At 72.5% G+C, this 18,915-nt stretch carries 18 protein-coding genes; 6 read left to right on the forward strand and 12 right to left on the reverse strand.

Annotation, left to right across the window (positions count from 1 at the left end; genetic code table 11):
• Positions 1-26 precede the first annotated feature (26 nt).
• Together LPA54_RS13370 and LPA54_RS13375 are read left to right on the forward strand one after the other, a co-directional pair.
• Positions 27-1,298 (forward strand): PTS transporter subunit EIIC, encoded by a 1,272-nt coding sequence (locus LPA54_RS13370; RefSeq protein ID WP_228977126.1) that lies wholly within the window; start codon positions 27-29, stop codon positions 1,296-1,298.
• 369 nt (positions 1,299-1,667) lie between these two features.
• Positions 1,668-2,933 carry a PTS transporter subunit EIIC gene (locus tag LPA54_RS13375; protein ID WP_228977128.1) on the forward strand — a complete coding sequence of 422 codons (1,266 nt, stop codon included), beginning with the start codon at positions 1,668-1,670 and terminating at the stop codon, positions 2,931-2,933.
• Positions 2,934-3,127: 194 nt separating this feature from the next.
• Here LPA54_RS13375 and LPA54_RS13380 read toward each other — a convergent pair whose 3' ends face one another.
• Positions 3,128-3,880 carry an MBL fold metallo-hydrolase gene (locus LPA54_RS13380; RefSeq protein ID WP_228977130.1) on the reverse strand — a complete coding sequence of 251 codons (753 nt, stop codon included), beginning with the start codon at positions 3,878-3,880 and terminating at the stop codon, positions 3,128-3,130.
• Between the two features lie 207 nt (positions 3,881-4,087).
• Between LPA54_RS13380 and LPA54_RS13385 the strand changes: the two genes are divergently transcribed.
• Complete coding sequence (locus LPA54_RS13385; protein WP_228977132.1) at positions 4,088-4,597, forward strand: type II toxin-antitoxin system PemK/MazF family toxin; 510 nt, start codon at positions 4,088-4,090, stop codon at positions 4,595-4,597.
• Between the two features lie 322 nt (positions 4,598-4,919).
• Here the strand turns inward: LPA54_RS13385 and LPA54_RS13390 are convergent, their stop codons facing one another.
• From LPA54_RS13390 to clpS, 7 genes are all read right to left on the reverse strand, one after another.
• Entirely contained in the window at positions 4,920-5,870 is a 951-nt protein-coding gene (locus LPA54_RS13390) for a PLP-dependent cysteine synthase family protein (RefSeq protein ID WP_228977134.1), read from the reverse strand.
• Positions 5,870-6,157, reverse strand: coding sequence for a MoaD/ThiS family protein (locus LPA54_RS13395; protein WP_228977136.1), 288 nt, complete (start codon positions 6,155-6,157; stop codon positions 5,870-5,872). The genes LPA54_RS13390 and LPA54_RS13395 overlap by 1 nt, the downstream gene beginning before the upstream one ends.
• 123 nt (positions 6,158-6,280) lie before the next feature.
• Positions 6,281-6,397: a putative leader peptide gene (locus LPA54_RS43005; RefSeq protein WP_368857861.1), complete on the reverse strand. Its 117-nt coding sequence runs from the start codon at positions 6,395-6,397 to the stop codon at positions 6,281-6,283.
• Between the two features lie 100 nt (positions 6,398-6,497).
• Positions 6,498-6,920, reverse strand: coding sequence for a Mov34/MPN/PAD-1 family protein (locus LPA54_RS13400; RefSeq protein WP_228977137.1), 423 nt, complete (start codon positions 6,918-6,920; stop codon positions 6,498-6,500).
• 111 nt (positions 6,921-7,031) lie between these two features.
• Positions 7,032-8,447: an amino acid permease gene (locus LPA54_RS13405; protein ID WP_228977138.1), complete on the reverse strand. Its 1,416-nt coding sequence runs from the start codon at positions 8,445-8,447 to the stop codon at positions 7,032-7,034.
• A gap of 292 nt (positions 8,448-8,739) precedes the next feature.
• Positions 8,740-9,318 (reverse strand): DUF2017 domain-containing protein, encoded by a 579-nt coding sequence (locus tag LPA54_RS13410; protein ID WP_228977141.1) that lies wholly within the window; start codon positions 9,316-9,318, stop codon positions 8,740-8,742.
• A complete protein-coding gene (clpS, locus tag LPA54_RS13415) occupies positions 9,318-9,632 on the reverse strand; it encodes an ATP-dependent Clp protease adapter ClpS (protein WP_228977288.1) in 315 nt (104 codons plus the stop codon). Before clpS ends, LPA54_RS13410 begins: the two co-directional genes overlap by 1 nt.
• Positions 9,633-9,807: 175 nt before the next feature.
• Here clpS and LPA54_RS13420 point away from each other — a divergent pair, with 175 nt between their 5' ends.
• Positions 9,808-11,142, forward strand: a complete 1,335-nt coding sequence (locus LPA54_RS13420) for a nicotinate phosphoribosyltransferase (protein WP_228977143.1) — start codon at positions 9,808-9,810, stop codon at positions 11,140-11,142.
• Positions 11,143-11,308: 166 nt separating this feature from the next.
• Positions 11,309-11,896 carry an isochorismatase family protein gene (locus tag LPA54_RS13425; RefSeq protein WP_228977145.1) on the forward strand — a complete coding sequence of 196 codons (588 nt, stop codon included), beginning with the start codon at positions 11,309-11,311 and terminating at the stop codon, positions 11,894-11,896.
• A 51-nt stretch (positions 11,897-11,947) separates the two neighbouring features.
• Here LPA54_RS13425 and LPA54_RS13430 read toward each other — a convergent pair whose 3' ends face one another.
• The 3 genes from LPA54_RS13430 to LPA54_RS13440 form a co-directional block, all read right to left on the reverse strand.
• Positions 11,948-12,244 (reverse strand): hypothetical protein, encoded by a 297-nt coding sequence (locus LPA54_RS13430; RefSeq protein ID WP_228977147.1) that lies wholly within the window; start codon positions 12,242-12,244, stop codon positions 11,948-11,950.
• Positions 12,245-12,365: 121 nt separating this feature from the next.
• Positions 12,366-14,810, reverse strand: a complete 2,445-nt coding sequence (locus tag LPA54_RS13435) for an immune inhibitor A domain-containing protein (protein ID WP_228977149.1) — start codon at positions 14,808-14,810, stop codon at positions 12,366-12,368.
• Positions 14,811-14,989: 179 nt separating this feature from the next.
• On the reverse strand, positions 14,990-17,668 hold the full coding sequence (locus LPA54_RS13440) for an immune inhibitor A domain-containing protein (protein WP_228977150.1): 2,679 nt from the start codon (positions 17,666-17,668) through the stop codon (positions 14,990-14,992).
• Positions 17,669-17,835: 167 nt separating this feature from the next.
• Between LPA54_RS13440 and LPA54_RS13445 the strand changes: the two genes are divergently transcribed.
• Complete coding sequence (locus tag LPA54_RS13445; RefSeq protein WP_228977153.1) at positions 17,836-18,084, forward strand: hypothetical protein; 249 nt, start codon at positions 17,836-17,838, stop codon at positions 18,082-18,084.
• Here LPA54_RS13445 and LPA54_RS13450 read toward each other — a convergent pair.
• On the reverse strand, positions 18,070-18,852 hold the full coding sequence (locus LPA54_RS13450; protein WP_228977154.1) for an RDD family protein: 783 nt from the start codon (positions 18,850-18,852) through the stop codon (positions 18,070-18,072). The two genes, LPA54_RS13445 and LPA54_RS13450, sit on opposite strands and share 15 nt — an antisense overlap.
• Between the last annotated feature and the right edge of the window lie 63 nt (positions 18,853-18,915).

The following is an 18,915-nucleotide window of genomic DNA, read 5'->3' on the forward strand; positions in this document are numbered from 1 at the left end:
CACCAGTCTGTTCCGGGAGGACGCGGATGAGCAAGGAGAGCGCGCAGGGGGCGGGTGCCCCGCGCAGGTCGCGGTGGAGCGGTCTGTTCCAGGGGTTGCAGAAGATCGGGCGGAGCCTTCAGCTGCCGGTGGCGGTGCTGCCGGCGGCGGGTCTGCTGGTGAGTCTGGGCAACCTGTTCTCGGCGTATCTGGACGGGCCGTTCTGGGAGCGGACGTCGGAGGTGCTGCTGAAGGGGGGGACGGCGATCCTGGACGGTTCGTTCGGGTTGCCGCTGCTCTTCTGCATCGGGGTGGCGATCGGGTTCGCGAAGAAGGCGGACGGGTCGACGGCGCTGGCGGCGGTGGTCGGGTTCCTCGTCTACTTCAACGTGCTCCAGGCGTTCCCGCGGGAGGGGACGGTGACGGCGGACGTGCCGGAGGGGGTGCCGCAGAACCCGGGGGTGCTGGGGGGCATCCTGATCGGCCTGCTGACGGCGGTGGTGTGGCAGCGGTACCACCGTACGAAGCTGGTCGACTGGTTGGGCTTCTTCAACGGGCGCCGGCTGGTGCCGATCCAGATGGCGTTCCTGTGCGTGGTGCTGGGTGTGCTGTTCGGGCTGCTGTGGGAGCCGGTCGGTGCGGCGCTGGAGTGGTTCGCGCGGCACCTGATCGACCTGGGGGCGTGGGGCGCGGGCATCTTCGGTCTGGCGAACCGGCTGCTGATCCCGGTGGGGATGCACCAGTTCCTCAACACGTTCTTCTGGTTCCAGGCGGGTGAGTTCACGCGGCCGGACGGGACGGTGGTGCGGGGCGACCTGACGCGGTTCTTCGCGGAGGACCCGACGGCGGGGCAGTTCATGTCGGGCTTCTTCCCGATCATGATGTTCGGCCTGCCGGCGGCGGCGCTCGCCATCGCGCACACGGCGCGGCCGGAGCGGCGGCACGAGGTGACGGGGCTGATGGTGTCGGTGGCGTTGACGTCGTTCGTGACGGGGGTGACGGAGCCGATCGAGTTCTCGTTCATGTTCGCGGCGCCGCTGCTGTACGGGTTGCACGCGCTGCTGACGGGGGCGTCCATGGTGGTGACGTGGGCGCTGGGGGTGCATGCGGGGTTCAGCTTCTCGGCGGGGTTGATCGACTACGTGGTGAACTGGCACCTGGACACGAAACCCTGGTTGATCATTCCGATCGGTCTGGGGTTCGCGGTGGTCTACTACGTCGTGTTCCGCTTCGCGATCACGTTCTTCGACCTGCCGACGCCGGGGCGCGAGCCGGAGGAGGTGGAGGAGGAGTCGGAGCGGCGGACGACGGCGCCGTAGCGGGGAGCCGTGCGGCGCTCCGGCCGTCCTCGCTCCCGGGCCTCCGTGCCCCCGCCTCCGCCCGCACCCCCGCCCGCGTCCCCGCTTCCGCCCCCGTCCGCGCCCCGAACCGCCCCTGTGAGAGCCCTCGGACCGCCCGGTCCGGGGGCTTCGCGCTCGCCTTGGCCGGGGGCTTGCCGGGCGCGTACGGGCTGTAGGGAACGCGTCACGTATTTGCAGGTTCCTTATCTATCCCCGACCGTGCTACAACAGGTCTACACCAGCACTGGTGTAGACCACGCGGCCCCGTCCCCCGTGCCGCGTCCCCCTGAGACGCCGCCGTCCCCCTTTTCCTTCCCTGGGCGGCGCCTTGCCCACTGGAGGAAGTAGATGAGTACGGCCAGCACCGCCCCCGCGGCGGAGAAGAAGAAGGGCGCGGGCGCGATGGCTGTCATGCAGCGCATCGGCCGCAGCCTGATGCTGCCGGTCGCCGTGCTGCCCGCCGCCGCGCTCCTCGTGCGGTTCGGCCAGCCCGACATGCTGGGCAGGGAGTCGTTCCCGGCCTTCATCACCAAGATCGCGGGCTATATGGCCGCGGGTGGCGGCGCCCTGCTCGACAACATGGCGCTGCTCTTCGCGGTCGGCATCGCCATCGGGTTCGCGAAGAAGTCCGACGGGTCGACCGCCCTCGCCGCGGTGGCCGGCTACCTGGTCTTCAAGAGCGTGCTGGGCACCTTCACGGACAGCAGCCTGCCCAAGAAGGAAGCCATCGTCGACGGCAAGATCGTCATGGTGGAGCAGGCGGTCGACGCCAAGGTGCTCGGCGGCGTGGTCATGGGCATCATCGTGGCCCTGCTCTACCAGCGCTTCCACCGCACCAAGCTGCCCGACTGGGCGGGCTTCTTCGGCGGTCGCCGGCTCGTCCCGATCCTCTCCGCCTTCGCCGGTCTGCTCACCGGCATCGTCTTCGGGCTCATCTGGCCGTGGCTCGGCGCGGGTCTGCACTGGTTCGGTGAGAGCCTCGTCAACTCCGGCGCCGTCGGCGCGGGCATCTTCGGTGTCGCCAACCGCGCGCTGATCCCGGTCGGCATGCACCACCTGCTGAACTCCTTCCCGTGGTTCCAGGCGGGCGAGTACAACGGCAAGAGCGGTGACATCGCCCGCTTCCTCGAAGGCGACCCGACCGCCGGGCAGTTCATGACCGGCTTCTTCCCCATCATGATGTTCGCGCTCCCCGCGGCCTGCCTCGCCATCGTCCACTGCGCCCGCCCCGAGCGCCGCAAGGTCGTCGGCGGCATGATGTTCTCGCTCGCGCTGACCTCGTTCGTCACCGGTGTCACCGAGCCGATCGAGTTCACCTTCATGTTCATCGCCCCGGTCCTCTACGCCCTGCACGCGGTGCTGACCGGCGTCTCGATGGCGCTGACCTGGGCGCTCGGCATGAAGGACGGCTTCGGCTTCTCCGCCGGCGCGGTCGACTTCTTCCTCAACCTGGGCATCGCCACCAACCCGTGGGGCCTGGCCCTGGTCGGCCTGTGCTTCGCGGCCGTCTACTACGTGGTCTTCCGCTTCGCGATCCTGAAGTTCGACCTGCCGACGCCGGGCCGCGAGTCCGACGAGGAGCTGGCGGAGCTGCAGAAGGCCGAGGCGAAGTAGCCACGCCCCGCGAGCCGACCCGATCGGCGAGACACCCCCGAGGCCCGGCCGTCCACCCGACGGCCGGGCTTCGGCGTACCCGGGCGCGTGGCGTGCCGGGGCGGGGGTGAGTCGGGGCGCGGGGCGTGCCGGGGCGCGTGGCTGCCGGGGCGGGGGTGGGGCGGGCCGGCCGGGCGCGGCGGACCGGGGGGCGCTCAGATCTCGTGGACCGTGCCCGGGCGGGCCAGCTCCGCCGGGCCGTCGTACACGGCGCGGGCGTCGGCGAGGTTCCGCTCGCCGTCCGTCCACGGCGGGACGTGCGTGAGGACCAGGCGCCCCACGCCGGCGCGGGCGGCGGTGGCGCCCGCCTCGCGGCCGTTCAGGTGCAGCTCGGGGATGTCCTCCTTGCCGTGCGTGAAGGACGCCTCGCAGAGGAACAGGTCCGCGCCGGCCGCCAGCTCGTCGAGGGCGTCGCACACGCCGGTGTCGCCGGAGTACGCGAGGGACCGGCCGCCGTGCTCGACGCGGATGCCGTACGCCTCGACGGGGTGGCACACGCGCTCGGTGCGCACCCGGAACGGGCCGAGGTCGAAGCTCCCGGAGCGGAGCGTGCGGAAGTCGAAGACCTCGCTCATCGCCGTCGGGGACGGTGTGTCCGCGTACGCCGTGGTCAGCCGCTGCTCGGCGCCGTCCGGCGCGTACACCGGGAGGGCGTCGCAACGGCCGCCCTCGTGGCGGTAGTAGCGGGCGACGAAGTACCCGCACATGTCGATGCAGTGGTCGGCGTGGAGGTGGCTGAGGAAGATGGCGTCGAGGTCGTACAGACCGCAGTGGCGCTGCAGCTCGCCGAGGGCGCCGTTGCCCATGTCGAGGAGCAGCCGGAAGCCGTCGGCCTCGACGAGGTAGCTCGAGCAGGCCGAGTCCGCGGACGGGAACGACCCGGAACAGCCGACGACGGTGAGCTTCATGGAGCGTGAACCTCCGTGGACGGGAGCGGGGCAGCGCTGACGGGGGGAGGTCGTGCGGTGCGACGAGCGTAAGGCGCGGTACGGCGGCACGCTCCTTCGCAGCGGCCCGTTGTGGGGGAACTCACCCGTGCTGTCACCGGTTCGGATGGACGGCGGCGCGGGGTGCGGTCGGGCGGTGCGGGGCGGCGGCCGGTAACGTCCGGAGGTATGGACACGTCCTGGTGGCTGGCGCTCGGCGCCGTCGTGGTGCTCGCCCTGGTCGCGGCGACGGCCGACGGGCGGGGGCGGCAGGGGCGGGGCGGGCGCCGGCCGGGCGGTCGCACGCGGCCGCCGGCGCGGCCGGGGCGCCGGCCGGCGGACCGTCCGGCGGGGCCCCGGCGGCCGGGCCAGGCGCCGCCGGAGCGGCGGCCGGAGCCGGGCGACATCTGGTGGGCCGACGTGCCGTACGAGGACGGGCCCGGTTCGAAGGACCGGCCGTGCCTGGTGCTGGCGGTGCGCGGGGACTCGGCGCTCGTCGCGAAGATCACGAGCCGGTACCGGGACGAGCGGGCCGGGGTGGTCGTCCTGCCGCCGGGCTCGGTCGGTGACACCCGGGGGCGGCCGAGCTTCCTGGAGACGGACGAGCTGCGCGACGTGGCCCTGTGGGAGTTCCGGCGCCGCGTGGGCGCGGTGGACCCCCTGGTCTGGGACCAGGTCCGCCACTTGGCGACCGACTGACGCCCCCGGCGGACGGGCGGACGGGGCGCGGTGGCCGGGGCTGCCGGCGCGGCGGGGCGGTGCGGCCGGGGGCGCGGGCCGCGTTGGCCGGTGCTGCAAGCGGGGCGGGTGCCTCGGGCTCTCCGCCGACCGGGCGGGACGGGCGCCTCGGGCTCACCGGCCGGGCTCTCCCGGGTCGGACTCTCCCGGGTCGGACTCTCCCGGGTCGGGGCCGGTCAGGCCCTCCCGGCTCGGGCTCTCCCGGGCTCGGGCTCTCGCGGGCTCGGGCTCTCCCCGGCCGGTCGGGCGGGCGCCGGGCGGGGCCCGGCCGGGGAGGGGGGCGTCAGGCCCAGAGTTGGCCCTGGAGCGTCTCGATGGCGGCCTCCGTCGTCGGGGCGGTGTAGACGCCCGTCGACAGGTACTTCCAGCCGCCGTCCGCGACGACGAAGACGATGTCCGCCGCCTCGCCCGCCTTGAGCGCCTTCCTGCCGACGCCGATCGCGGCGTGCAGGGCCGCGCCCGTGGAGACACCCGCGAAGATGCCCTCCTGCTGGAGGAGCTCGCGGGTGCGGGTGACGGCGTCGGCGGAGCCGACCGAGAAGCGGGTGGTGAGGACGGTGGCGTCGTACAGCTCGGGCACGAAGCCCTCGTCGAGGTTGCGCAGCCCGTACACCAGGTCGTCGTAGCGCGGCTCGGCGGCGACGATCCGTACGTCCGGCTTGTGTTCGCGCAGGTAGCGGCCGACGCCCATGAGGGTGCCGGTGGTGCCGAGGCCGGCGACGAAGTGGGTGATCGACGGCAGGTCGGCCAGGATCTCCGGCCCGGTCGTGGCGTAGTGGGCCGCGGCGTTGTCCGGGTTGCCGTACTGGTAGAGCATCACCCAGTCGGGGTTCTGCTCCGCGAGCTCCTTGGCGAGCCTCACGGCGGTGTTGGAGCCGCCGGCCGCGGGGGACGGGATGATCTCGGCCCCCCACATGGCGAGCAGGTCGCGCCGCTCCTGGGAGGTGTTCTCGGGCATGACGCAGACGATGCGGTACCCCTTGAGGCGGGCCGCCATGGCCAGGGAGATGCCCGTGTTGCCGCTGGTGGGCTCCAGGATGGTGCAGCCCGGGGTGAGACGGCCGTCCTTCTCCGCCTGCTCGATCATGTGCAGGGCCGGCCGGTCCTTGACGGAGCCCGTGGGGTTGCGGTCCTCCAGCTTGGCCCAGATGCGGACGTCGTCCGACGGGGAGAGGCGCGGCAGCCGGACCAGCGGGGTGTTCCCGACGGCGGCGAGGGGGCTGTCGTAGCGCATCAGCGCATTCCGCCGGCCACGGCCGGGAGGATGGTGACGTTGTCGCCGTCGGCCAGCTTGGTGGAGATGCCGTCGAGGAAGCGGACGTCCTCGTCGTTGAGGTACACGTTCACGAAGCGTCGCAGCTCGCCGCCGGCCGCGCCGTCGACGATGCGCTCCCGGATGCCGGTGTGGCGGGAGTCGAGGTCGGCGAACAGCTCGGCGAGGGTCTCCCCGCTGCCCTCGACGGCCTTGGCGCCGTCGGTGTAGGTGCGGAGGATGGTCGGGATGCGGACCTCGATGGCCATGGTGTGGACTCCTGGGGGAAAGGACGGGCTGCGGACGTGCGGGGGCAGGTCGTACCGCGCGCCCGGGAGGGGGCGCGGGCGGTGCGCGCGTGCGGAAGGGGGTTCGTGCTCGGGGGCCGCGTCTCAGGCGGCGGCGCCGCGGGGACACATGGCGCTGGCGAGGCGGCACAGGTCGACGTGCAGCCGCGCGACGAGCAGGACGGGGCCCGGCGTCTTTTCGCTCACGTCGAGGGGAACCATGCGCTCATCGTATCGATTCCCGGCCCTCCAACCCGAGTGTTATCTCGCATTGCGGACGCCATCTGCTCGGCATGTGGAATGCGGTGGGGGGAGTCGCAGGTCAGTACGTTTCGACGACCTCGACCTCCTCCTCGGTGATCACGCCGTCCACGATGCGGTACGAGCGGAACTGGAAGGGGCCGGCGCCGTCGGCGTCGGCGGTGGAGACGAGGACGTAGTGGGCGCCGGGCTCGTTGGCGTACGAGACGTCGGTGCGGGAGGGGTACGCCTCGGTGGCGGTGTGCGAGTGGTAGATGACGACGGGCTCCTCGTCGCGGTCGTCCATCTCGCGGTAGAGCTTGAGCAGGTCGCCCGAGTCGAACTCGTAGAAGGTGGGCGAGCGGGCGGCGTTGAGCATCGGGACGAAGCGCTCGGGGCGTCCGGAGCCGGCCGGGCCGGCGACCACGCCGCAGGCCTCGTCCGGGTGGTCGGCACGCGCGTGCGCGACGATCTGGTCGTACAGAGCCCGTGTGATGGTCAGCATGGGGTTCAGGATAAGCAGAGGGGCCCGTCCGTACCGAGGCTTGGTACGGACGGGCCCACATGCTGGACACCGGCCCCTGGTCGCGGGCTGAGGCCCGGCGCCGGGCGGCGGTCAGCGGCGCTTGAAGGCGGCGACCTCCGGGTTGCGGCGGCTCAGGAAGACGTACGAGACACCGAGGATCGCGGCCCAGATCGGGGCGCAGTACAGCGAGACGCGCGAGCCCGGGTCGACGGCCATCAGCACGATCACCATGCCGATGAAGGCGAGCGCGAAGACGCTGGTCCAGGGCGCGCCGGGGGCCTTGAAGGAGGACTCCGGGAGCTCGCCGCGGTCGGCGCGCAGACGGTAGCGGATGTGGCTGACGAGGATCATGATCCAGGCCCACATGCCGGAGATCGTCGCGAAGGAGACGACCTTGTTGAAGGCGTCGCCGGGCCACCGGTAGTTGATCCACACGCCGACGAGCATGAGGGCGGCGGAGAAGGTGGTGCCGAAGAGCGGGGTGCCGGACTTCGTCAGGCGGGTGAAGAGCCGCGGGCCCTGGCCGTTGAGCGCGAGGTCGCGCAGCATGCGGCCGGTGGAGTACATGCCGGAGTTGCAGGAGGACAGGGCGGCGGTCAGGACGACGAAGTTGACGATCGCGGCGCCGACGCTGAGGCCCATCTGCTCGAAGGCGGCGACGAACGGCGAGACGCCCGGCTTGAAGTGCGTCCACGGCACGACCGACAGGATCATGATCAGCGAGCCGACGTAGAAGACGGCGATGCGCCACGGGACGGTGTTGATGGCCTTCGGCAGGGTCGTCTCGGGGTCCTTGGACTCGCCGGCCGTGACGCCGACGAGTTCGACGGCGAGGAAGGCGAACATGACGATCTGCAGGGTCATCAGCGTGCCGCCGACGCCGTGCGGGAAGAAGCCGCCCTCGGACCACAGGTGGCTGACGGTGGCGGTGTCGCCCGCGTCGGAGAAGCCGATCGTGAGGATGCCGGCGCAGATCAGGATCATGCCGACGATGGCGGTGACCTTGACCATGGAGAACCAGAACTCCAGCTCGCCGAAGAGCTTCACGGAGATGAGGTTCGCGCCGTACAGGACGATGGTGAAGACGAGCGCCGAGACCCACTGGGGGATGTCCCACCAGTACGTCATGTAGGTGGCGGCCGCGGTGACCTCGGTGATGCCGGTGACGACCCAGAAGAGCCAGTAGGTCCACCCGGTGACGAAGCCCGCGAAGGGGCCGACGAACTCGCGGGCGTACTCGGAGAACGACCCGGAGACCGGGCGGTACATGAGCAGCTCGCCCAGGGCCCGCATGATGAAGAAGATGACGAGGCCGGCGATCGCGTACGCCAGGATGAGGCTCGGGCCGGCCTTGGAGATGGCCTTGCCCGCGCCGAGGAAGAGGCCGGTGCCGATGGCCCCGCCGATGGCGATCATCTGGATCTGCCGGGCGCCGAGGCCCCGCTGGTAGCCCTCGCCGACGGCCTCGTCGCCGTGGTGGTCTGTCTCGACCTTCAGTGAGGTCATGTTCTTCTGTGCGCCTTTCTCCACGCTGATCCCCCCGGACATGGCTGGAGTGCCGCCGGCGGTCGGCCGGTCGTGGCGCCCCCGGGCACATGGGTGGCGTGCCCGGGCGGTCGGTCAGATGTATCACGGCCGCACACATATGGGACGAAGTGGTCTGTGACCCGGGTCACGGCGGAACCAGGACGAATCCCCGCCCTTCTCGGCGAAAGGGGCGGGGATTCTTGGGGGGATCGTTATACGGAATTGAGGGTCCGCTGAGCGAACACGGTGCTGGGCCGTTACCGCGCGGGCGTCACGGCATGAGCGTCTCGACGAGCGTCTCCTGGAGGGCGCCGAGCCACAGGTACGCCATCACCATCGGCTTGCGCGGGTCGGTATCCGGCAGCCGGTACAGGCCGTCGCCCTCGTCCTCGTCGCTGACCTCCAGGCGCGTGCCGATGGTGAGGCGCAGGTCGTTGAGCGCGCCGAGCCAGCTGCGGGACTCCTCGGCCGTCAGCTCCAGCCGGCCGCCGGGGGCGCCGGCGGCGGTGAGGCCGTCGAGGCTGCGGACGACGGTGAGCGCGTCCTCCCGCTTGCGGGTGCGCAGGTCGTTCTCGGTGAAGCGGCGGAACTCGGCGGAGGCGGCGCGGGCCTCGTCGTCGCCGTCCCCGTACGCCTCGGGGAAGAGGCGGGCCAGCGCCGGGTCGGCGGGGGGCTTGCTGGGGCCGTCGCGGAAGAGGGCGGCGAGCGGGTCCTCGCCCTGCGCGGGCTCGTCGCCGGGGCCGATCAGCTCCAGCATCTGCACGGCGAGGGAGCGCAGGATGGCGACCTCCACCTCGTCGAGCGGCACGGTCGCGCCGCCGCCGGGCAGCGCCTCGAAGTGCCCGCTCATCAGCCGCGGTCCTGGGAGAGGGTCGCCCAGAGCCCGTAGCCGTGCATCGCCTGCACGTCGCGCTCCATCTCCTCGCGCGTGCCGCTGGAGACCACGGCCCGGCCCTTGTGGTGCACGTCGAGCATCAGCTTGTGCGCCTTGTCCTTGGAGTAACCGAAGTACGTCTGGAAGACGTAGGTCACATAGCTCATCAGGTTGACCGGATCGTTGTGCACGAGCGTCACCCAGGGGACGTCGGGTTCCGCCACGGCGTGGCCCTCTTCCGCCGGGGCCGTGCGTTCGATCTCTACGGGTGCGACACTCACTCCCCCAATGCTGCCACCGAGGGTGGCGCGCCGCACAAACGGAAGCCTTCCGTCCGCTCCGCGGCCCGCCACCGCCCCGCCGCCCGGCGGGCGCCGTTCCGCCGCCGGACCCGCGCGGAGACGCGCACGCGCCCGCGCCGAAGAGAAATCGTCAAACTGACGAGATCGGGGGTACGATCCTGGCATGAACGCTGCGGACCTAGGGCTTCCGGTGGCTGTGCCGTCCACCGCGCTCTTCACCGACCAGTACGAGCTGACCATGCTCCAGGCCGCCCTGCGGGGCGGCACCGCCGACCGCCGCTCGGTCTTCGAGGTCTTCACCCGCCGCCTCCCCGAGGGCCGGCGCTACGGGGTCGTGGCCGGCACCGGCCGCGTCCTGGACGCGGTGGAGAACTTCCGCTTCGACGAGTCCCAGCTGGCCTTCCTGCGCGAGCGGGGCGTCGTCGACGAGGCCACCCTCGCCTGGCTCGCGGAGTACCGTTTCCGCGGCGACGTGTGGGGCTACCCCGAGGGCGAGGTGTACTTCCCCGGCTCGCCGATCCTGCGCGTCGAGGGCTCCTTCGCCGAGTGCGTGCTGCTGGAGACGGTGATCCTCTCCATCCTCAACCACGACTCGGCCATCGCCGCCGCGGCCTCCCGCATGTCGGCCGCCGCCGGCGGGCGCGGGCTGATCGAGATGGGCGCCCGGCGCACCCACGAGCTCGCCGCGGTCGCGGCGGCCCGCGCCGCGTACGTCGGCGGCTTCGACTCCACCTCGGACCTGGCGGCGGGTTTCCGCTACGGCATCCCGACGGTGGGGACCTCGGCGCACGCCTTCATCCTGCTGCACGACACGGAGCGGGACGCGTTCCGGGTGCAGGTGGACGCGCTGGGGCGGGGCACGACCCTCCTCGTCGACACCTACGACGTCACCCAGGCCGTGCGGACGGCGGTGGAGGTCGCCGGCCCGGACCTCGGCGCGGTGCGCATCGACTCCGGCGACCTGCTGCTGGTGGCCCACCGGGTGCGCCAGCAGCTGGACGAGCTGGGCGCGCGCGACACGCGGATCGTCGTCACCTCGGACCTGGACGAGTACGCCATCGCCTCGCTGGCGGCGGCGCCGGTGGACGCGTACGGCGTCGGGACGCAGCTGGTGACCGGCAGCGGCCACCCGACCGCGTCGATGGTCTACAAGCTGGTCGCCCGCGCGGACTCGGCCGACCCCGCCGCTCCGCTGCGGCCGGTCGCGAAGCGGTCGCTCGGCGGGAAGGCGTCCGTCGGCGGCCGCAAGTGGGCGGCGCGGCGGCTGGACGCGGACGGCGTCGCCGAGGCGGAGGTCGTCGGCACCGGCGAGGTGCCGGCCGAGCTGGCCGGGCGGCAGCTGCTGACGCGGCTGGTCGACGCCGGACGGGTCGTCGCCCGGGAACCGCTGGAGGCGGCCCGCGCGCGGCACATCACCGCCCGGGCGGGCCTGCCGCTGTCGGCGGTGCAGCTGTCGCGCGGCGAGGCCGTCCTGCCGACGGAGTACGTGACGCCGTGACCGCCGCGGGGCGGGGTGGGCGGGCCCCCTCCCCTCGGGGAGGGGAAGTCTCTACGCTCGGAGGCGTCCCCGCCCCCGTCCCCCGACGGCTCCCCGCCCCGCACCCTCCCCGGGCCCCTTCCCGGGCCGCTCCCCCGACCGCTCCCCCACCGTAAGGACAACCGCCATGCACCGCGCATTGATCGTCGTCGACGTTCAGAACGACTTCTGCGAGGGCGGCAGCCTCGCGGTGGCGGGGGGCGCGGACGTCGCCGCCGCCATCACGGACCTGGTGGGCGAGACCGCCGGGGTGGTCTACCGGCACGTGGTCGCCACCCGGGACCACCACGTCGACCCGGGGGACCACTTCTCCCCCGCCCCCGACTTCGTCCGCTCGTGGCCGCCGCACTGCGTGGCCGGGACGGAGGGCGTCGGCTTCCACCCGAACTTCGCGCCCGCGGTCGCCTCGGGCGCCGTCGAGGCCGTGTTCGACAAGGGGGCGTACTCCGCCGCGTACAGCGGTTTCGAGGGCAGCGACGAGAACGGCGTCAGCCTCGCCGACTGGCTGCGCGCCCACGGCGTGCGGGAGGTGGACGTGGTGGGCATCGCCACCGACCACTGCGTGCGCGCGACCGCCCTGGACGCCGTCGCCGAGGGGTTCCGTACGCAGGTGCTGCTCGACCTGACGGCCGGTGTGGCCGAGGCGTCCACGGACAGGGCGCTGGAGGAGCTGCGCGCGGCGGGCGTGGAGCTGACCGGCAAGCCGGTCGTCTGATCCGCGGGCGGTCGCGGGCCCCGGGCGGCCGGTCTGCCCGTCCGCCCCGTCTCAGGGGCGCAGCAGGGCGCGGATGGGCTGCCAGAGGTCCTGGTCGCGGCCGGGGGCGGTGCGCCACAGGAGCCCGTCCGGGTGGTGCAGGACGGCCGTGATCTCGTCGGGCGTCGGCGGGTGGGTGTTGCCCCGCAGGTAGGCGCGCAGGCCGAGGTTGCGCAGGCGGGTCAGGGCGCGTGGGCGGTTGGCGGCGTGGACGAGTATCCGGACGTCGCCGTCGCCGGCCGGGTTGGGCAGGCTCAGCGCGACCACCATGTTGCCGCCGGGCAACCTGCAGAAACCACCACCGGGCATGTCGAACGCTCCCCCGTCGAGACGTGTGTCAATAAGAACCGGTCAGCTGCACTCAAACACGATCGGCCGCCGCCCGCTAGAGGGCGACGGCCGATCATGCGTTGACCTGCGGTTTATCGATTCACTTGCCCGACGGGCCGACCTGGACGCTGATCGTCCGGCCGTTGCGCGGCTGGTCGGTGATCGCGATCCGGGTGTTGGTGTCAGTCACCTTGACGCCGGCGCGCGGGTTGCTCTCGAACCAGTAGACGCCCTTGCGGTCGTCGAAGACCGGGTTGCCCGCGAGGCCGCCGATGCGCTGCGGCACGTCGGCGTTGTGCAGGGTGATCCGGTCGGTGCGGAAGCGGCTGAACGGCGCGTCGTGGGACTGCACGCGGTTGCGCATCAGCGTGCCGTCCTTCCACGTCAGCGGCTTGGCGTGGGCGTCGATCGGGAGGACCATGCCCTCACCGGGGTGGACGGCCGTGTTGTTGTCCTTCTGGGAGGTGTCCCACTTCCAGATCAGCAGGCCGGTCTGGTACGGGTAGTGCTCCACCCAGCTGGCCTTGTCGCCGCCGAAGCCGAAGTTGTACGGCCCGACCTCGAGCGTCGCGTCGTACGAGACGTACTGGCGGTTCTCCGCGATGTAGTACTGCGGGTACTCGTCCGTGATCGCCTCTCCGATGCGGGAGAAGCCCTTGGACGTCCAGCCGGCGACCTCGGTCTCGGCGTCGTCGGCGAAGAGCGGCGCGCCGTCGGCCGTCACGGTGACGTTGTCCGCCGCGAAGCCCTTCTGCGCGACGCCGCCGTCCGTCTGGTAGCGGAAGCGGATGTCGATCTTCTTGCCGGCGTACGCGTCGAGCGGGTAGGCCAGCTTCTTGTAGGAGCCGGAGACGCCGGTCAGGGCGGTGGCGCCACTGGCGTCCTTGGTGATCGGCGCGCCGTCGGCGGTGCCGTCGAGGGCGGTCCACTGCGCGCCGCCGTCGGTGGAGACCTCGGCGTACAGGTAGTCGTACTCGTCCTCGATGTCCCACCAGCCGTCGAGGGTCAGGGCGGCCTTCGACTTGCCCGTCAGGTCGACGGAGCGGGTGAGGGTGTTCTTGAGGTCGTCACCCATGTTGCTCCACCACTGGGTGGCGCCCTGGGCGGGCTTGACGATCGGGGTGGTGACCTTCTTCTTCGGCAGCTCGACGATGAGCGCCTGCGGGTTCCTGGTGTTGTACTCCGCGACGCCCAGCTTGTGCCTGGACTTGGTGCCGGCCTTGGCCTTCTCGTAGTTCAGCCAGCCCAGCTGCAGCTTGTCCCAGGCGGTCATGTCGCCCGGCATGTCGCCGATGGAGTCCTTGCCGGTGCCCAGCCAGGAGCCGGAGGACATCAGGGACCAGAAGCCCGTGGAGTTCTCGGCGCCGGCGCGGCCGGAGGTGTCGTACAGGTCGGGCAGGCCGAGGTCGTGGCCGTACTCGTGGGCGAAGACGCCGAGGCCGCCGTTCTCGGGCTGCATCGTGTAGTCGCCGACCCAGATGCCGGTGTCGCCGATCTGGGTGCCGCCGGCCTTGTTGTTCGCCGGGCCGGTCTTGCCGGCGTCGGTGCCGTAGGCGTACCAGCGGTGGGCCCACAGGGCGTCGGTGCCCTCGGCGCCGCCGCCGGCCGACTCGTCCTCGCCCGCGTGGACGATCTGGAAGTGGTCGATGTAGCCGTCGGGCTCGTTGAAGTTGCCGTCGCCGTCGAAGTCGTAGCGGTCCCACTGGTCGTACTGCGCCAGCTGGGCCTTGATCTGGGCGTCGGTCTGGCCCTTGGCCTTCTGGTCGGCGGTCCAGGCGGTCACGCCGTCGCGGACGGCGTCCCAGACGTTGGAGCAGTTGGTCTGGCCGCAGTAGTTGGAGCCGTAGCGGGCCTCGTTGTACTCGACCTTGACCCAGTCCGAGACGGTGCCCTCGACCGAGTAGCGGCCGGAGGAGGTGCGCTCGTAGTAGGTCTTGAGCGAGTGCTTCGGGTTGCCCTTCTTGTCCTTGCCGGTGCCGAAGTACAGGTCCTGGAAGTGCTGCCGGTCGTAGTCGGCCTGCCAGGCGGTGGAGTTGTCCTTCGTGCGGTCCGGCTTGGCTATCCGGTTGTGCAGCGGGCCGGGCTTGCCGCCGAACTTCGGCTTCAGCTCGTCGGTGTCGTCGTCCTTGCGGTCGACCAGCGTCTCGTTGTCGACCTTGTCGCCGAACTCGACGAGGATCGTGAAGATCTTGTCGGTCTTCTCCCGGCCGAGCTCGACGTACTTCTTGGCGTCGAGCTTCACCACCTTGGAGGAACCGCGGCGCTCCACCGTGGACTCGCCGGAGAGCACCTGCTCCAGGGCGGCCTGGCGCTGCTTCTCCTGCTGCTCGCTGAAGGGGCCTTCGAGGTCGTGGTCGACCCCGGCGGCCTTGTCGTGCGCGTGGCCGTGGCCGTGGTCCGCGCCGGGTGCCGGGTCGTGGCGTTCGATGCCCGTGTCCGGGCGGTTGTCGGCCTGGGCCGTGGTGAGGGCCCCGGCGGTCGCGGCGGTCGCGGCCAGGGCCACGATCACCGCGGAGGCGCGGAACGCCCGTCGTCTGCTGGTCACTTGTACGTTTCCTCCCCTGCGCACCGCAGCCGCGGATGGGGGGTCACGTGTTTATCCGCGTGCGGTGTCGCGCCACAAGTGACGACATTCGACCGGACTTACGCGAGAAAAGACAGTCTTGACTTGTGCAGGCCAAGTGCCCTATGTGGACACCCCGATCCGTATAGCGGACGCGGAAATCAGCCGGTCGACGCGGCGGAGGGGCCCACCCGGACCGTCATCCACGATCCGCTCGGCGACTGCGCGACCACATCGATCCGGGTGTTGGTGTCCACCGTCCGCACACTGGCGTAGGGACTCTCATCGAACCAGTAGACGCCCGTACGGTCGTCGAAGACCCGGTTGCCCCGGCGAGGTGGGATACGGGTGGGTTCACCCGTCTTGTGCAGCGTGAAGCCCGGTACCGGCCACGGCCCGAACGCCGCGTCGTAGGGCGCCACCTGGTTGGGCATCGGCGTCCCGTCCGCCCAGCGCATCGGCTCCGGGTGCGCGTCGACGGGGAGCAGCAGCCCGTCCCCCGGGTGGTCGCTGACGTTGTTGTCCCGCTGCGAGGTGTCCCACTGCCACACCAGCATCCCCGGCCGGTACGCGTAGTGCTCCACCCGGCGCTCCAGCGGCGCCGCGAAGCCGAAGTGGTACGGGCCCGCCTCCAGCGTCCGCCCGAACCCCGCGTACTGGCGGTTCTCCACCAGGTAGAACCTCGGGTACGTGCCCGTCACCGAGGCCCCGACCCGCGTGAAGCCCCGCGCCTGCCACCCGGCCCCCGCCCCGCCGGAGCCGCCGGGGCCCGTCCCGCCGGGGTCCGTCCGGTCGGGGTCCGTCCGGTCGGGGTCCGTCCGGTCGGGGGCGTCCTCAGCGCCGTCGGTGAGGACCGCCTCGCCGTCGACCCGCACGGTGATGTCGTCCGCCGTGAAGCCGCGCCCCGCCACGCCGCCGTCCGTCCGGTACCGGAAGCGCAGCGCGACCTCCCGCCCCGCGTACGCGTCGAGCGGGTAGACCAGCCTGCGGTGGGTGCGGGACGCGCCGGTGAGGGCCGGTCTGCCGCCGCCGTCGCGCGGGATCGCCTCCCCGTCGGCGGTGCCGTCGAGGGTCCGCCAGGCGGCGCCGCCGTCCACCGACACCTGCGCGTACAGGAAGTCGTACTCCTTCTCGATGTCCCACCAGCCGTCCAGCTCCAGCGACGCCGCGGTGCCGCCCCGCAGGTCGACGGTGCGGGTGAGGGTTTGCGACAGGTTGTCCCCCTGGCCGCTCCACCACTGCCGCGCGCCGGCCGCCGGCCGCACCACCGGGGTCGTGACCGTCCGGTGCGGCAGCTCCACGACGAGCGCCTGCGGCCGGTCGGTGGCGTGCGCGGACACGCCCAGGTGGTGCAGGGACGGCGTGGCCGCCTTCGCCTTCTCGTACGTCAGCCAGCCCAGCTGGAGCCGGTCCCAGGCCGTCATGTCGCCGGGCAGGTCGCCGATCGCGTCACCCCCGGTGCCCAGCCAGGACCCGGACGCCATCAGCGACCAGAAGCCGACGGAGTTCTCCGCGCCGGGCACGTTGTTGGTGTCGTACAGGTCGGGCAGACCGAGGTCGTGCGCGTACTCGTGGGCGAAGACACCGAGGCCGCCGTTCTCCGGCTGCATCGTGTAGTCGCCGACCCAGACGCCGGTGCCCCCCACGCGCACCCCGCCCGCCCGGAACCGCTCGGGACCCGTCTCCCCGTCGTCGCGGCCGTACGCGTACCCCCGGTGCGCCCACAGCGCGTCGCCGCCCTGGGCGCCGCCGCCCGCCGAGCCGTCCTCGCCGGCGTGGACCAGCTGGAAGTGGTCGACGTAGCCGTCCGGTTCGTCGAAGTCGCCGTCACCGTCGTGGTCCGTGCGGTCCCACACGTCGAAGGACGCCACGTGCGCCGCGATCCGCTCCTCCGTCCAGCCGTCCCGCCGCAGCCCCGCCACCCAGGCGGCGACCGCGTCCCGCACGAGGTCCTCCACGTTGGGGCAGTTGTGGGCGCCGCAGTAGTTCGAGCCGTAGCGGGCCTCGTTGTACGGGACGCGCACCCAGTCCGAGACCTCGCCCTCCACCGAGTAGCGGCCCGACGAGACCTTCTCGTAGTAGGTGCGGAGCGACTCGGTGCCCGGGCCCTCCCCGAAGTACAGGCGCTCGTAGTGCGCACGGTCGTAGTCGGGGCGCCAGTCGGTGGAGTTGTCCTTCGCGCGGTCCGGCCGGGGTATTTCGTTGTGCCGGGGGCCGGGCGTGCCGCCGTACTTCACGACGGGCGGCTTGGGGCCGCGGGGCCCGTCCGGGTCGTACAGGGTCGTGTCGTCGACCTCGTCGCCGAACTCGACCAGGACGGTGAGGATCCGGTCGGTCCGCTCCCGGCCCAGCTCCGCGTACTTGCCCTCGCCCAGCCGCACGACGCGGGAGCCGCCCCGCCGCTCGGCCGCGGCCCTGCCCGTGAGGACGCGTTCCAGCGCGGCCTGGCGGTGCAGCCGCGTCACGGCGCTGTAGGGGCCGTCGATGACGTGCCCGTCCCCCGGGCCCGGCGGGGGGCCCGCGTCGTGGGCCGGGGGCGGCTCCTGCTCCTGCCGTCCGGGCGGCTGCCGTCCGGGCGGCGGCACGGGGGCGGGGGCTGGGGCGGCGGGCTGCGGGTGCGGGGCCGCGGTGGCGGGTGCGGGTGCGGGTTGTGGTGTGGGCGCGGCGGTCGGTGGGGCGGGAGCGGTCGGTTGGGCGGTGGTGGCCGGTGGGGGTGCCGGTGTGGCGGTCGCCGGGGCCGGCGTGCCGGTCACCGGGGCCGGGGTGGCCGGTGGGGCCGCCGTGACGAGGGTCGCGAAGGCGGCGGAGACGACGCTCCAGCCGCGTAACGTGCGCAACATCCGCTGCGGTCCTCCCCTGTGTTCGGCGTGAACCGGTGCGCCCCCCGTGCTCCGCACGGCGGGTCAGGTCACGCTTACCGACGGTTCCGCCGGGGCATCCAGCGTCGTAGGGTCGTCCACCTGTGCGACCGCGTCGCGAGACTCCACCACGAGGACGGAACACCGCCATGCCGCGTCCGACCGCCGTACGGCTCGCCTACGGTTCGGCCACTGTGGTCTGCTCGACCGTCGTCCTGCTCCTGCTGTTCCCGGCGGCCGACGGCGCCTGGACCGCCCTGGTCGGGGCGGTCTCCCTGCTCCTCGGCGTCCGCGTGGCGCTGGGCGCGCCCGCCGGGGCGCGCGGCCGGGGCCGGGGTACCGGGGCGGCGCCGACGCCCGCCGCGGCGCCCGACCGGCAGCCGTCACTGCGTCGCTGAGACCACCACGGTCCTGGCCGCCTTGTCGTGCAGGCCCTGCTTGTACGGCTTGTCCACGAGGATCAGGATGAGCAGCAGCAGCGGCCACAGGCACGCGCAGCAGATCAGCGCGGGCAGCCACAGCACGAGTGCCCGCATGAGCGCGGCGCTGGTGGGCGGGGTGGTCCCGTCGTTCAGCATGGCGACGCGCAGGCCCGTCATCCGCTTGCCGAGCGTCTGCCCGTTCGCCTTCGCCGTCATCAGGGTGTCGTAGGCGATGTACGCCACGAGGGTGATGAGTTGGAAGGCCCACTGCCCGCCCCCCGCGCTCGCGCTCCACACGGCGCCGAAGTCGCCGGAGTCCTCGTTCATCCGGTCGTAGACGCCGAACGGGATGCCGATGATCGCCAGGGGCACCGCGATGACGAGCCAGTCGACGATCCGCGCGAGGACCCGCTTGCCGGTCTCGGCGAGGGGCGGCATCCCGCCGAGCGGGTCCTCGCCGCCGTAACCGTAGGGGCCGCCGCCATAGGGCCCACCGCCGTAGGGCCCACCGCCGGGCGGGGGCGCCCCGTAGGGCCCGCCGCCGCCGGGGGGCGGCGCTCCGTAAGGGCCTCCGTCGTACGGGCCGCCGCCGGGCGGGCCGCCCGGGTAGGGACCCTCACCACCCGGCGGGGGCGGCGGGGGCGGGGTGCCGCCGCCCTGCGAGGGCTCTGACGGCTCCTGCGGGCGCTTGCGGAACGGGTCGTCCTCGGGCGGCTGACCGGGCGTCGGCGGTTCGTTGCTCATGGGGGCAGTGCATCCCGCCGCGACCGGTGCCGCATCCGGTCGCGTGCCGTTCGGGGGACGGCG

The sequence above is a fragment of the Streptomyces sp. DH12 genome (assembly GCF_020873895.1).
Taxonomy (GTDB): domain Bacteria; phylum Actinomycetota; class Actinomycetes; order Streptomycetales; family Streptomycetaceae; genus Streptomyces.